Origin of the sequence: Pseudomonas sp. CC120222-01a (assembly GCF_003097235.1) — a bacterium.
GTDB lineage: Bacteria > Pseudomonadota > Gammaproteobacteria > Pseudomonadales > Pseudomonadaceae > Aquipseudomonas.
On record NZ_QEQQ01000017.1, the window covers coordinates 119,863 to 133,652 of the forward strand.

Annotated in this window: 11 protein-coding genes; 2 read left to right on the forward strand and 9 right to left on the reverse strand. The window is 65.9% G+C overall.

Going from position 1 to position 13,790, the window contains the following annotated elements; all coding sequences use genetic code 11:
* Window positions 1–21: 21 nt before the first annotated feature.
* The 5 genes from N430_RS20730 to N430_RS20750 form a co-directional block, all read right to left on the reverse strand.
* The gene (locus N430_RS20730) at window positions 22–843 is read right to left on the reverse strand and encodes a phosphatase PAP2 family protein (protein WP_110634972.1); all 822 of its coding nucleotides are present in this window, start codon (window positions 841–843) and stop codon (window positions 22–24) included.
* A 2-nt stretch (window positions 844–845) separates the two neighbouring features.
* Window positions 846–1,523 carry a histidine phosphatase family protein gene (locus N430_RS20735; protein WP_110634976.1) on the reverse strand — a complete coding sequence of 226 codons (678 nt, stop codon included), beginning with the start codon at window positions 1,521–1,523 and terminating at the stop codon, window positions 846–848.
* An 80-nt stretch (window positions 1,524–1,603) separates the two neighbouring features.
* Window positions 1,604–2,977, reverse strand: a complete 1,374-nt coding sequence (locus tag N430_RS20740; RefSeq protein WP_110634979.1) for an efflux transporter outer membrane subunit — start codon at window positions 2,975–2,977, stop codon at window positions 1,604–1,606.
* The gene (locus N430_RS20745; protein WP_110634982.1) at window positions 2,977–6,108 is read right to left on the reverse strand and encodes an efflux RND transporter permease subunit; all 3,132 of its coding nucleotides are present in this window, start codon (window positions 6,106–6,108) and stop codon (window positions 2,977–2,979) included. Before N430_RS20745 ends, N430_RS20740 begins: the two co-directional genes overlap by 1 nt.
* Before the next feature lie 10 nt (window positions 6,109–6,118).
* Entirely contained in the window at window positions 6,119–7,303 is a 1,185-nt protein-coding gene (locus N430_RS20750; RefSeq protein WP_256592159.1) for an efflux RND transporter periplasmic adaptor subunit, read from the reverse strand.
* A gap of 151 nt (window positions 7,304–7,454) precedes the next feature.
* Here N430_RS20750 and N430_RS20755 point away from each other — a divergent pair, with 151 nt between their 5' ends.
* Together N430_RS20755 and N430_RS20760 are read left to right on the forward strand one after the other, a co-directional pair.
* The gene (locus tag N430_RS20755) at window positions 7,455–8,849 is read left to right on the forward strand and encodes an ATP-binding protein (protein ID WP_110634988.1); all 1,395 of its coding nucleotides are present in this window, start codon (window positions 7,455–7,457) and stop codon (window positions 8,847–8,849) included.
* Window positions 8,846–9,508 (forward strand): response regulator, encoded by a 663-nt coding sequence (locus tag N430_RS20760; RefSeq protein WP_110634991.1) that lies wholly within the window; start codon window positions 8,846–8,848, stop codon window positions 9,506–9,508. Before N430_RS20755 ends, N430_RS20760 begins: the two co-directional genes overlap by 4 nt.
* A gap of 312 nt (window positions 9,509–9,820) precedes the next feature.
* On the opposite strand, the gene N430_RS20765 is transcribed toward N430_RS20760, so the two are convergent.
* The 4 genes from N430_RS20765 to N430_RS20780 form a co-directional block, all read right to left on the reverse strand.
* The gene (locus tag N430_RS20765) at window positions 9,821–11,026 is read right to left on the reverse strand and encodes an MFS transporter (RefSeq protein WP_110634994.1); all 1,206 of its coding nucleotides are present in this window, start codon (window positions 11,024–11,026) and stop codon (window positions 9,821–9,823) included.
* 72 nt (window positions 11,027–11,098) lie between these two features.
* Window positions 11,099–12,145 carry a DUF3445 domain-containing protein gene (locus tag N430_RS20770; RefSeq protein ID WP_110634997.1) on the reverse strand — a complete coding sequence of 349 codons (1,047 nt, stop codon included), beginning with the start codon at window positions 12,143–12,145 and terminating at the stop codon, window positions 11,099–11,101.
* Window positions 12,146–12,162: 17 nt separating this feature from the next.
* Window positions 12,163–13,131 carry a PDR/VanB family oxidoreductase gene (locus N430_RS20775; protein WP_110635000.1) on the reverse strand — a complete coding sequence of 323 codons (969 nt, stop codon included), beginning with the start codon at window positions 13,129–13,131 and terminating at the stop codon, window positions 12,163–12,165.
* Window positions 13,128–13,733 carry a dimethylamine monooxygenase subunit DmmA family protein gene (locus tag N430_RS20780; RefSeq protein WP_110635003.1) on the reverse strand — a complete coding sequence of 202 codons (606 nt, stop codon included), beginning with the start codon at window positions 13,731–13,733 and terminating at the stop codon, window positions 13,128–13,130. Before N430_RS20780 ends, N430_RS20775 begins: the two co-directional genes overlap by 4 nt.
* Window positions 13,734–13,790 lie beyond the last annotated feature (57 nt).

The following is a 13,790-nucleotide window of genomic DNA, read 5'->3' on the forward strand; positions in this document are numbered from 1 at the left end:
GTTCCTGAGCAGTGAGACTGCTCAAGCATAGGCGTTCGCCGACCTCTTGTCCGAAGGGGCCTGGGCGGGAGCCTGAAGCGCCTCGCGTCCGTAGAAGCCCAGCGCAGTGGCCCAGGTGGTCAGCCACACGAAAATCCCGGCCCAGAAGGTATGCGACATGTAGTGCCAGCCTTGCAGCACGCGGGTGGTGCCGTAGACGAAGCCGATCAGCAGAATGGCCACCAGCAGCTTGCGTGCATGCTGCCAGCGGTAACGCAGCGCCACGAAGTACAGCGCCAGCAGGGTGAAACCGCTGGAAGCGTGGCCGCCCGGCCAGCAACGACCTTCACCCGCCTTGCTGAACCAGCGGAAGTTCTCGTACCACTCCACGTGCGCCTCGGGGCCGCCATAGAGGGTGGTTTCCACCGGGCAATACACGCTGGTGTGGCTTTTCAGGTAATGGATGACCGTGGTGCTCAGGGCAAATGCCACTACCACGAACAGGAAGTCGCGGCGATGGCGGCTGGTAAAGCGCAGCACCGGGCTGATTCTGGCGGCATTCAGGCCGCGGGTGATCAGCGCGTCGGGGTGGTTGGCCAGGCGTGGCCAGATGAACGACAGCAGCGAGCCGATGATCGCCGCCTCGCCGGTCCAGTTCGGCAGGATGCGCGGCCATTTGTGGGTCACTTTCTCGAACAGCTGGTCATGCAGCAGCGGGAATTGCCCACTGACCGGGTCGAGCAGCAGGTTGCTTATCCAGCGGTCCAGCGTGGTGAGGTCGAACAGCAGGAAGGTGATCGCGGCGAGCAACAGCGGCAATAGCAAGTTGTTGACGTAGAACGTGGTGCGTGACGAAACGGGCATGCTTACTTCCCTGTGCTGCTGTTGAGTGTCTGCCATTGGTTGGCGTTGAGTTGCCCGAGCAAGTGTGCCTTGCCGTTGCTGTCTTTGCTGACGAACAGTGCACTGGCATAGCCGGCAACCCGTTCGCCGCCCGCTACGCGCAGCTGGCGTTCGAGGTGGTCGATGCAGCCGCTGTGGGTGACCAGCACCAGGTTGTGGCCTTCGCGCTTGTGCGCCAGGGCGGCGTCGGCAAAGGTGCTGTCACAGCGCGCCAGCCAGTCCTGGGTTTCGATGGCCTTGCCGAAGACGAACGAGGCCGTCTGCTGGGTGCGGACTTCCGGGCTGCTGAGGATATCGGCGTTGGCCAGGCCCAGGCGGCGGACACCATCGCCGACAGCGGCTGCGGCCTGGCTGCCGTCTACGGTGATGCCGGCAGGGTCGCCAAGGCAGGCATGGTTGGAGCGGTCGCAGCGCTCGGCATGGCGGATCAGCACAATCACCTTGCCGCTGTTCCAGGCGCTGTAGACGCCCTGTTCGCTCATCAATTGCGAGCTGCCCAGGTTGGTGACATGCGTGCGCAGCACGTGCCAGAGGCCGAACGCCGTGAACGCCAGCAGCAACGCCAGCAGCCAGACAACAGGCAGTTTCCGGCGTTTCTGGCGCACAAGGCGCGGGTGCGTCGCAATTACATTTTCCAGCATGCTGCCACTCCGAGGACAAGGCTGGCTGCACCTTATCCTCGGCTTTGTGGCCCAATAGTGAAGCGGATGTGAAAATTGTCTTATCCCTGCCAGCCGCCGCCGAGCGTCTTGTACAAGGTCACCCGGTTGACCTGCTCGGCCAGTTGCAGGCTGATCAACGACTGTTGCGCGGAGTAGAGCGAGCGCTGGGCGTCGAGCACATCGAGGAAACTGTCCGAACCTTGCTTGTACAGTGCCAGCGACAGGTTGTAGCTGGTCTGGGTGGCATCGGTCAGGTTGCGCTGGGCGTCGAGCCGTTCATTGATGTGGGCGCGTACCGAGAGCGCATCGGCCACTTCGCTGAAGGCGGTCTGCAGGGTCTTTTCATAGGTGGCCACTTCGATCTCGCGACTGACCTTGGCCGCGTCGAGGCTGGCGCGGTTGCTGCCGGCGTTGAAAATCGGCAGGTTGATCGACGGGGCAAAGCTCCAGGCGCCGCTGCCGCCCTTGAACAGCCCGGACAACTGGCTGCTGGCACTGCCGCCGCTGGCGGTGAGGGTGACGCTGGGGAAGAACGCTGCCCGGGCCGCGCCGATGTCAGCGTTGGCTGCCTTCAGCGTGTGCTCGGCGGCCAGTACGTCGGGGCGGCGCTGCAACAGCGTCGAGGGCAGGCCTGCAGGCAAACTGACCAGCAGCGCGGCATTGCTTTGGCTGTCATCCGGCAACAGTGAGCTGTCGACGCGTTGGCCAACCAGTAAATCCAGGGCGTTGCGGTCCTGCTCGACCTGGCTGGCGTAATTCGCCGCATCGGCGCGGGCCGACTCCACGGTGCTGCGGGCCTGGGCCAGGCTCACCCCGGACTCGCCACCCAGGCCGTGGCTCTGTTGCACCAGGGCGTAGGTCTTCTGCTGGCTGGTGTAGGTTTTGTTGGCCAGCTTGAGCAGCTGCTGGTCAGCGGCCAGGGTCATCCACGCGCTGGCTACCTCGGCCACCAGGCTGATCTGGGTGCTGCGGCGGGTCTGCTCCAGGGCAAGGTACTGTTCCAGGGCAGCGTCCTTGAGGTTGCCCAGGCGCCCGAACAGGTCCAGCTCGTAACTGCTGACGCCAAGGCCGACACTGTACTGGCTGCTGACCGAGGTCGTGCCATTGGACAGCGCGCGCTGGCGAGTGCCATCGGCCGTGGCCGACACCGCGGGCAGCATCGCGGCGCGCTGGATGCGGTATTGCGCCTGCTGGTACTCGACGTTCAGTGCCGCCACCCGCAGGTCGCGGTTGTTGGCCAAGGCCAGGGTTACGGTGTCGCGCAGACGGCTGTCGACGAACAGCGATTGCCAACTGATGTCGGCGCTGGTCGCGCTGTTACCGGTGGTCGTCGGCCACTGCTCGGCCACCGGCGCCACCGGGCGCTGGTAGTCGGGGGCCAGGTTGACGCAGCCGGTCAGGGCCAGCGCCAGCAAGAGGGGGGACAGGCGCATCAGGCTTCTCCTGCAACGGTTGCGGTGCTGTTGGCGCGGCGCCCGGCCAGGCGTTGCACCAGCACATAGAACAAAGGAATGAAGAACAGGCCAAGCACGGTGGCGGCCAGCATGCCACCCAGCACCCCGGTACCGATCGCCTGCCGCCCGCCCGCGCCGGCGCCGCTGCTCAGTGCCAGCGGCAGAACGCCGAGGATGAACGCCAGCGAAGTCATCAGCACCGGGCGCAGGCGGATGCGCACGGCCTCCAGGGTGGCAGTGAGCAAGTCCTGGCCGCGTTCGTAACCTTCCTTGGCGAACTCGACGATCAGGATCGCGTTCTTCGCCGCCAGGCCCACGGTGGTCAGCAACCCGACCTGGAAGTACACGTCGTTGGCCAGCCCGCGCAGGCCGGTCAGCAGCAGCGCGCCCAGGATGCCCACCGGCACCACCAGCATCACGGCAAACGGCACCGACCAGCTTTCGTACAGGGCAGCCAGGCACAGGAAGACGAACAGAATCGAAATGGCGTACAGCAGCGGTGCCTGGTTGCCGGCCAGGCGTTCCTGATACGACTGCCCGGCCCAGGCGTAGCCGATGCCATTGGGCAATTGCGCCATGATCTGCTCGACTGCGGTCATGGCATCGCCGGAGCTGACGCCCGCTGCCGGCTCGCCCACCAGCTCGTACGAACCGAAACCGTTGAAGCGCTCCAGCAGCGGCGAGGCGGTGCTCCATGAAGTGCTGGTGAAGGCCGACAACGGCACCATGGCGTCGCTGTCGTTGCGCACGTACCAGGCGCCGATATCTTCGGCCTGCATGCGCTTGTCGGCCTCGCCTTGCAGGTAGACCTTCTTCACCCGCCCGGCGTCGATGAAGTCGTTGACGTAGCTGCCGCCCATCACCGTGCTCAGGGTGGCGTTGATGTCGCTGGCGGCAACGCCCATGGCGCCGGCCTTGCGGTCGTCGATGGCGACGTTCAGCTGCGGTGTGTCTTCCAGGCCCTGGGCGCGCACGTTGGCCAGGCGCGGGTCCTTGGCGGCCAGGGCGATGAACTGGTTGCGCGCCTTGAGCAGCTCGGCATGGCCGAGGCCGCCGAGGTCCTGCAGCTGCACATCGAAACCGGAGCTCTGGCCCAGGCCCTGGATGGCCGGCGGGGCGATGACGAAGACGTTGGCGTCGAGGATCGACGACAGCGCCATGTTGGCCCGGCGTGCCACGGCTGCCGCACTGTGTTCGTCACCCTGGCGCTCGCTCCAGTCCTTGAGCTTGATGAAACCGCGCCCGGAGTTCTGCGCGTTGCCGCCATTGCCCAGGCCGCGCACGGTCAGGATCGAATCGACTTCCGGTTGCTCGAGCATGTAGTCCTGCACCTGGCGGCTCACCGCCTGCAGGCGCTGGTCGGTGCCGCCGACTGGCAGGGTCATCTGCATCATCAGCATGCCCTGGTCCTCCTCGGGCAGGAACGCTGTCGGCAGCTTGTGGAACATCAGCACCACGCCGCCGAGCACCAGGGCGTACACCAGCAGGCTGCGCAGTGGCCGCGCCAGCACCTTGCCGACGGCTCGCTGGTAGCGCTCGGACATGCGCTCGAAATTGCTGTTGAACCAGCCGAAGAAGCCGCGCCGTGTGACGCCGTGGTCGGCCAGCGGCTTGAGCAGGGTGGCGCACAGCGCTGGCGTCAGGGTCATGGCCACCAGCACCGACAGGGCCATGGCCGCGACCAGGGTCACCGAGAACTGCCGGTAGATCACCCCGGTGGAGCCGCCGAAGAAGGCCATGGGGATGAACACCGCCGACAGCACCACGGCGATGCCGACCAGCGCGCCGCTGATCTCGCCCATCGACTGGCGCGTCGCCTCGCGGGGTGCCAGGCCTTTTTCGGCCATGATGCGCTCGACGTTCTCCACCACTACGATGGCATCGTCCACCAGCAAGCCGATGGCCAGCACCATGCCGAACATGGTCAGGGTGTTGATCGAGTAACCGAGCAGGGCCAGCACCCCGAACGTACCGAGCAGTACGACCGGTACGGCGATGGCCGGGATCAGCGTGGCGCGCAGGTTCTGCATGAACAGGTACATGATCAGCACCACCAGGGCGATGGCTTCGAACAGCGTCTTGACCACCTCCTCGATGGAGATCTTCACGAACGGCGCGGTGTTGTAGGCCACCTCACTGCGCAATTGCAGCTTGCTGGGGAAGAACTGCTGCAGTTCGGCCAGCTTGGCCTGCACCGCGTCGGCAACGTCCAGGGCGTTGGCGCCGGTGGCCAGGCTTACCGCCAGGCCGCCAGACGGCCGGCCGTTGTGCTCGGCGATCACGTCGTAGCTCTCGCTGCCCAGTTCGACCTGGGCCACGTCGGCCAGGGTCACCACCGCGCCGGCGCTGTTGTGCTTGAGTACCACGTCACGGAACTGTGCAGCGGTCTGCAGCTTGCTGCGGGCGTTGATGGTGGCGTTGAGCTGTTGCCCGGCGCGGGCGGGCAGGGCGCCGAGCTGGCCGGCCGAGGTGTCGACGTTCTGTGCTTCCAGCGCGCTGCTTACGTCCGATGGCATCAGCGCATACTGCTTGAGCTTGTCCGGGTCGAGCCAGATGCGCATGGCGTAGCTCGAGCCCAGGGTGGTCACTTCGCCGACACCGCTGACCCGGCTGATCTGGTCGTACAGGGTGCTGGAGATGAAGTCGCTGATGTCCGTGGCGCCGATGTCGGGGTTGTCCGACACCAGGGAGACGATGATCAGGAAGTCGCTGGCCGAGTTGTGGATCTCGATGCCTTGCTGCTGCACCGTGTCGGGCAACCGCGCCTTGGCCTGCTCCAGCTTGGTCTGTACCAGCATCTGCGCGGTGTTGATGTCGGTGCCGGCCTCGAAGGTCAGGGTGATCTTGGCGCTGCCCGATGAACTGCTGCTCGACGACATGTAGGTCAGGCCGTCGAGGCCGGTCATCTGTTGCTCGATGACCTGGGTCACCGAGTCTTCCATGGTCTTGGCCGACGCGCCGGTGTAGGTGGCGCTGAGACTGATTTGCGGCGGAGCGATGTTGGGGTACTGCGCCAGCGGCAGCTTGAAGATGGCCAGGCCGCCACCCAGCATCACCAGGATGGCGATGACCCAGGCGAAGATCGGCCGGTCGATGAAGAAACGTGCCATGTAATACGCCTCAGTTGCTGTCGTTATGGGCGGTCAGGGTGTTGTCGCGGATTTGCACCTGTTGCCCGACACGGACCTTCTGCAAGCCCTGGACGATGACCTGGTCACCGGCCGCCAGGCCCTGGCTGACCCACCAGCGGTTGTCCACCGCACGGGCCAGGGTCAGCTCGCGCTGTTGCACCTTGCCGTCGACCACCACCAGGGCCGTGGCGCCGCCGCGTTCGTCACGGCTGACAGCTTGTTGCGGCACCAGGATGGCGTCGTGCTGCACGCCTTCCTGGACGGTGGCCTTGAGGTACATGCCCGGCATCAGCAGGCCGTCGGGGTTCGGCACCACGGCGCGGAAGGTCACGCTGCCGGTGCTTTCATCCACGCTCACGCCGTTGAAGGTGAGGGTGCCGGCATGGGCGTAGGTGCTGCCGTCTTCGAGCTCCAGGCTGATGCGCGTGGCGTCTGCCTGCTCGCTGGGCGCCAGCTTGCCGTCGGCCAGCTCGCGCTTGAGGCGCAACAGCGTGCTGCTGGGCTGGGTGAAATCGACGTAGATCGGGTCCAGTTGCTGCACGGTGGTCAGGGCGGTGGTTTGCTCGGCGGTGATCAGCGCGCCAGGGGTGACTGACGAAGTGGCGGTGCGGCCTGCGATCGGTGCGTTGATACGGGTGTAGTCGAGGTTGATCTGCGCCGTGCGCTGCGCTGCCTGGGCCGATTGCAGGCTGGCGCGGGCTTCGAGCAGGGCGGCCTGGGCGCTTTCGTTGTCCTCGGCGCTGATGGCGTCGATCTTCACCAGTTGCGCATCGCGCCTGGCCTTGAGTTCCGCCGCCTTGAGCGTGGCGTTGGCAGAGCTGACGGTGGCCTTGGCCTGGGCCAGCGCGGCCTGGTACGACTGCGGGTCGATCTGGTACAGCGCCTGGCCGGCCTTGACCGTGTCGCCTTCGTTGAACAGGCGTTGCTGGATGATGCCGCCGACCTGCGGGCGGATCTCGGCAATCAGGTGCGCGCTGGCACGGCCGGGCAGGGTGGTTGTCAGGGCTTGTGCCGCGCTGGTCACTTCGTACACGGCGACCTCTTGCAATGGGGCTGCCGGGGCGGCGGTCTCGGCCTCGCGGCAACCGCCAATGACCAGCAGGCCGGCACTGAGCAACCAGGCGCGGGCCAAGGGCGAACGGGCAAGCATCAGGGAGTGGAATAACGTAGGCATCGCAGGCTCCGAGCCAGAAGATTTCGATGGCCCAAGCGTGCGCGGCAATTGTGCAGGCAATGTGCAGAAAGCGTGGAGATTGCCCGGCGCGCCTTGCGGCAGCAGGGCCTGCGCGCTTCAATAGCGGCAATTCCAATGTGCCGGCGGTGCCATGAAACTCAGCCTTTCCCGCAAGTTCTTCATCGCCATGCTCGCGGTGTGCGCATTTGCCGTGCTGGGCATGGTGTTCGCCGCCTACCTGAGCCTGAAGTACGGTTTTCTCGGCTACCTCAACCAGCAGGCCGAAGAACGTATGGACCGTATCGTGCCGCGGGTCGAGCAGGCCTATGCGCGTAACGGCAGCTGGGACTTCATCCGCCGCGACAAGGACCAGTGGTTCGAGCTGCTGCGCCCGGACGATGCCCAGCCGGACAAGACCTTCGACCCCAGCCTGCTGACCGTCTCCGACCTGACCGGCGCGTTCGTGCGCTTTGCCCTGCTCGATGAGCAGCGCCAGCCGATCATCGGCTACCAGGCGGCCAGCAGCGACATGCTGCTGCGGCCAATCCACCACCAGGGCCAGGTGGTCGGCTGGATGGCCCTGGCGCCGCTGCAGTCGGTCACCAGCGTCGGTGACCGGCGCTTCCAGCTCAACCAGCTGCGCTCCAGCCTGCTGATCGGCCTGGCCTGCCTGCTGGCTACGGCGGTGATCGCCTGGTGGCTGAGCCGCGCCCTGCTGCGGCCGATTCGCGAAGTGGCCAGCGCTACCCATCGCCTGGCGGCGGGGGATTACGCAATCCAGCTGCCGGTACGCTCGGCCGACGAGGCAGGGCAACTGGCCGGTGACTTCAACCGCATGGCCGCCACCCTGGCCAGCAACGAGCGCCTGCGCCGTGATTTCATGGCGGACATTTCCCACGAGTTGCGCACCCCACTGGCGGTGATGCGCGCCGAGCTGGAAGCCATGGAAGACGGCATTCGCCCGCTCGATGGCAACGCCCTGCGCTCGTTGCAGGGCGAGGTGGGGGCGCTGAGCAAACTGGTCGACGACCTGTTCGAGCTGTCCTTGGCCGAGGTCGGCGGCCCCACCTATCGCCGCGAACGCATCGACCTGTGCGTGCTGCTGCCGGTAGTGGCCGACGCATTCCAGGCGAGCTTCGCCGAGCGCGGGCTGGCCCTGCGCCTGGAATTGCCCGAACAACCACTGTGGGTACTGGGCGATGAGTCGCGCCTGGGCCAGTTGCTGCACAATCTGCTGGAAAACAGCCGCCGCTACACCGATGCAGGTGGCCACACGGTACTGCGGGCATTCCAGGACGGCGACCAGGTGCTGGTGCAGTGCGAAGACACCGCCCCGGGAGTGGACAGCGCATCACTGGCGCGGCTGTTCGAGCGCTTCTACCGCGCCGAGCGCTCGCGCAACCGTGCCAGTGGCGGCACCGGGTTGGGCCTGGCAATCTGCCGGGGCATCGCTGAAGTGCACGGTGGCAAGCTGACCGCCAAGGCCTCGGCCCTGGGCGGCTTGCTGTTGTCCCTTACCCTCCCGGTTGCCGGAGACCAGGCATGAGCCAGATCCTGCTGGTGGAAGATGAACCCAAGCTCGCCGCCCTGGTGGGGGATTACCTGCGTGCCGGTGGCTACAGCGTCGATCACCTGGCCGAAGGCCTGGCCGTCATCCCGGCGATCCGCCAGGGCCAGTACGACCTGGTCCTGCTCGACCTGATGCTGCCCGGTCGCGATGGCCTGGACATCTGCCGTGAACTGCGCGGTTTCAGCCAGATGCCGCTGATCATGATGACCGCCAGGGTCGACGAGATCGACCGCCTGCTGGGCCTGGAACTGGGCGCCGACGACTACATCTGCAAGCCGTTCTCCCCGCGCGAGCTGGTCGCGCGGGTCAAGGCGGTGCTGCGCCGCAGCGGCCAGCAGGCGCCGAGCCTGGGGCTGGAGCTCGATGCCCGTGCGTTCCAGGCGCGTTACCAGGGCGTGCCGCTGGACCTGACGCCTGTAGAGTTCCGCATGCTTGCCGCGTTGGCGGCGCGCCCCGGCCAGGTGCTGTCCCGCGACCAGCTGATGAACCACATCTACCAGGACCACCGGGTGGTGGCTGACCGCACCGTCGACAGCCATGTGAAGAACCTGCGGCGCAAGCTCACGGCAGTCACCCCGAAGCACGATCCGTTGCGGTCGGTCTACGGGGTGGGTTATAGCCTGGAGTTTGAGTGAGCTCATGGGTTCGCCGTGAGCGGTGTGGCGCCTGGGAGATCGAGCGCCGCCCGCGCGGCGCATCGCGAGCTGCGCTCGCTCCTACGTTTGTTTCGGGCCAGTAACGCCTGTGACAGGCGCGCGCGACCGCCTTGTTGGTACGACGCAATATCGCGCCATGCACCAAGGCGTTCGCGCGCAAATCCCACAGGAAAATTGGCCAGAAACAAACGTAGGAGCGAGCGCAGCTCGCGATGCGCCGCGCGGGCGGCGCTCGATCTCCTAGGCGCCACACCCCCAACGGCGAACACCTAAAGGCCAACACTCAAATCATCAAACCCCCACAGCAACGGCCCCAATGCCAGGCTCCCGCTGAATACTGGCCAGTGGCACCGCCACCAGCAGCAAGGTCAGCACCACTGTCACGCCGATGCCCCAAGCCGCCAGGCTGAAGCCACCCAGCGAAATCAGCCCGCCGGAAATAGCCGGGCCTACTGCCAGCCCGAGACTGAGGAAACTGCCGGCGGCAGCCACCACGCGCCCCTCGCGATCCAATGCTGCAGCCAGGCCGGTGAGGTAGCTGAGAGCGTAAAAGTAGGTGATACAGATGGTCATTACCCCGGCGGTGTAGAGGGTCTTGGAGTGCTCACCCAATACGTAGCTGAGGCTGGTTGCGCCGGTCAGCAGAATCGCCAGGATCACCGGCGTGCTCATGCCGAAGCGCTTGCCGACCATGGCGGCGATCAGCGGCCCGATCAGGCCGACGAACGACTGGAACGACAGCAGCACGCCCAGTTCATCGCCGCTGTAGCCAACCATGGTGCCGATCCGCTCGACAAAGGCCCAGCCCATGGTGTCGCGGGCCTGGAACACGAACATCGCCAGCATCATGCAGATCGCCGGCAGGCTCAGCAGGATGTTGCCTGCCCCTGGCTTGCCGGTTGACGCCTGGGGCGAAGGCTCGGCAACCGGTGCGCGCTGCACCATCGCCGGAATAGCCAGCAGCATCACCGCCATGGTCGCCGCCATCGCGTAGTAAAGACCGTGCAGGCCATGGGCAGCCATGACCTTGGCATAGCCCAGCATCACCACGATCATCAGCACCACCGACAGCACGTTCATGTGCCCGGCGACCCGGTCCGGGTGCTTGGCGCTGGACACGGCAGCGTTGCCGCAGGCCAGTGCCAGGCCGGCGCCAATACCCGCCACGCAGCGGACTGCCGCGAGTGCATAAATGCTGTCGACATTCGCGCTGAGCAGGTTGGCGGCAATCGCCAGCACGGTGCCGGCCAAGGCCAGGGTGCGCCGCGGTGCGCGGCCCATGAACGGGGCGACCAGCAGCGAGGCGAGCATGGTGAAGCCGAATTCGGCCGACATCAGCAGCCCGGCCTGGGCTTCGTTGAGTTGCAAGTCGTGAATGATGGCGCTGATCAGGAACGGCAAGGCCCACAGCCCGAGCAGGCCGACGCCGTAGGCAGACGCGGCGGCGGAGAACACCAGGCTCCAGCTCTCGGGCAAGCAGTGTTTTATTGTTTTCATTGGCTAACACCTGAATGGCATGCACAGCATTGGGTAGACGCGCGCCGGTGGTCGGCGCGCGCAGGGTACGGGTTACTGCTGGCTTTCGTCGACCGGGGTGCCGTCGTCGTACTGCGACAGCCAGCTGACCATGGCATCGCGGTAGCGGGTGAAGCCCTTGTAGTCGACCAGTTGCTGGTCCAGGTCGCGGATCACCCGGTGCATGCGCTTGGCCCACTGCGGCGCGAACTCGGCCAGTTCCTGCAGGCTGACCAGGTAGGTCCGCACCGGGAACAGCACGGCGTTGCTGCGTGGCAGGCGGTGCAGGGGCTGAAGTTCGATGCGCAGGTTGACCCGTTCACCGGCGTTTTCGGCGGTAATGGTGGTGCGCTCCGGGGCCCAGTCGGGCAGGGTTTCGGCGGAGGTTTCCAGGCGCGGGTCAACGGTGATCGACCAGTTGGTGCGGCGTACCGGGTGGCCAGGGCGCAGGCGCAGAAGGAACTTCAGCGCCCGCTGCAGGATGCCCATTTCATGCAGCTTGGGCACCGGGCCGTGGAACTCCATGAAGCTCATGCCGAGGTTGAAGCGCAGCGAGTAGTCGGCGCGCTGGGTGGCCATGCCGGCGCCCATCACCAGGGTGTCGTCACGCTCTTCGAGGAGAATGAACTCGCCCTGGGCCTGGCGGGTGATGTATTCCATCGGCTCCATCGGCAGGGTGCTGGCATCGCCGAAGGTGAAGGTCTGGTCGATCTGCAGCGGGCGGTTGATCCAGTGCCACTGGCTGCCTTTTTTCTCCAGGGTGAAGTGCTCGGGGTAGTCGCGCGAGTACGACTCCATCAGCAGCTCCAGCAGGTCCCACTGGGCTTCCATCATGTGCGGCAGGGCGGCGTAGTGCACGCCCGGCTGGCTGTCGAGGGTGTGTGCACGGTGGTGACATTCAGAGATGTAGTGCTCGTCGATGTCGAACTGCCCGCGCAGCGCGCCGGTGCCGAACGGTACGTGCGGCTCGACGTTCATCGAGTACATGTACTGGTCTTCCGGGTACGGGAAGGGCAGGCGCAGCACGGCTTCGCGGCTGTTCTTGTAGGTGTGGCCCTGGCCTGCGTCGGCGTAGGATTCGATCGGCTTGAATACGGTCATGTTGTTGTTTTCCTGTCTCAGAGGTCTACGACCAGGCGGCTGCAGTTGGCGCGGGATACGCAGGGCATGAATTTGCGCTTGCTCAGCTTGTCTTCCTCGCTGAGCCAGTCATCGCGATGGTCGAGTTCGCCATCGAGGTCCAGTACTTCGGTCTCGCAGTAGCCACAGGCGCCGCCGCGGCACAGGTAGGGCACCTTGTAGCCGGCCTGTTCGGCGGCTTCGAGCAGCGACTGTTCGGCCGGTACTTCGATGGTCACGCCCTGGCGTGCCAGGGTGACGCTGAACGGCTGGCCACTGGAGCCTTGCTCGACAAAGCGCTCGTAGTGAATGTGGCTGTCGGTCCAGCCCAGGGCGCGGGCGCTGTCGAGGGTGTCGTCGATCATGCTGTCCGGGCCGCAGACATACACGTGGCTGCCCAAGGGGCGGTCGGCAAGGATGTGGCGGATGTCCATGCGCGCATCGACACCTTGCACGTACAGATGCACGCGCTCGCCGTAGCGTGCCTGCAGTTCCAGGCCCAGGGAGGTGTGCTCGGGGCCGCGCACGGCCAGGTGCAGCTCGAAGGTGGCCTGCTTGAGCTGCAGTTCTTCCAGTTGCGAGTAGACCGGGGTGATGCCCACGCCGCCGGCAATGAACACGTGCTGGCGGGCGTGCTTGGCCAGCGGGAACAGGTTGGCCGGCTGCAGGATCTGCAGCAGGTCGCCTTCAGCGACCCGGTCATGCAGGAAGCGCGAGCCGCCCCGGCCATCGCTGACCCGGCGCACGGCGATCTGGTAGGCGCTGGAGTCGTAGGGCGAGCTCATCAGCGAGTAGGCGTTGCGGTGGGTCTTGTCGCCGTCTTCGAGCACCACCACCACGTGGCTGCCGCCGGAAAACGCCGGCAAGTGCTTGCCGGCCGGGTCGACCAGGGTGAAGCGGGTGATCTCCGGGGTGAGCGCTTCGATGCGGGCGACGCGCACGCTGAGGGTGCCGTTATGGGTATTCATGTGTCGAGCTCCTCGGCTGCTGGCAGTTCGCCCGGGACTTCGCCATCGGCCTTGATGCCCTGGAAGGCGGCCAGGCGGCGGGAATAGTGGTCGCGTACCACCAGGTCGAGCTGGCAACCAGGGCAGCTGAACACGCGCTGGGTGACGTTCTCGGTGTAGGTGTCGCAGTGCGCGCACCACACGCGGCGGACCAGGGTGCCGCTGTGTTCGCGCAAGACTTCGTCACGGTTCAGGTCAACCGCGTTGGCGGCTTGCATGGCGGTACCGATGAAGCTTTCCGAGCCGCTGAGGTACAGGCGCGTGCCCATGTGGGCCTGGCCCAGGCGTTCGCGCAGGGCGGTGATCAGCGCCTGGTTGCTGGGGAATACCTCCAGCCCGGCCGCTTCTGCGGATTGCAACGCCTGCAGGTGGTCGTGCCCGGAGAACGACTCGGTGGAGTAGAGCAGGGTGCTGTGGGCGCGCTGTGCAGGGGACATGTCCGCGATCAGGCGCAGCATGGCCGCGCCGCCGCTGCCCTGGCCCGCGATCAGGTGGCGTAGGCCGCCTGCCATGGGCCGCAGCTGGTCGTAGACCGGGCGGCTTTTGATGCCGGTGATAAGCATGGTGACACACCTCGTAAGCCCGAACCCCCGGCCTGTGCCGGAAGGTAACGTTGACGG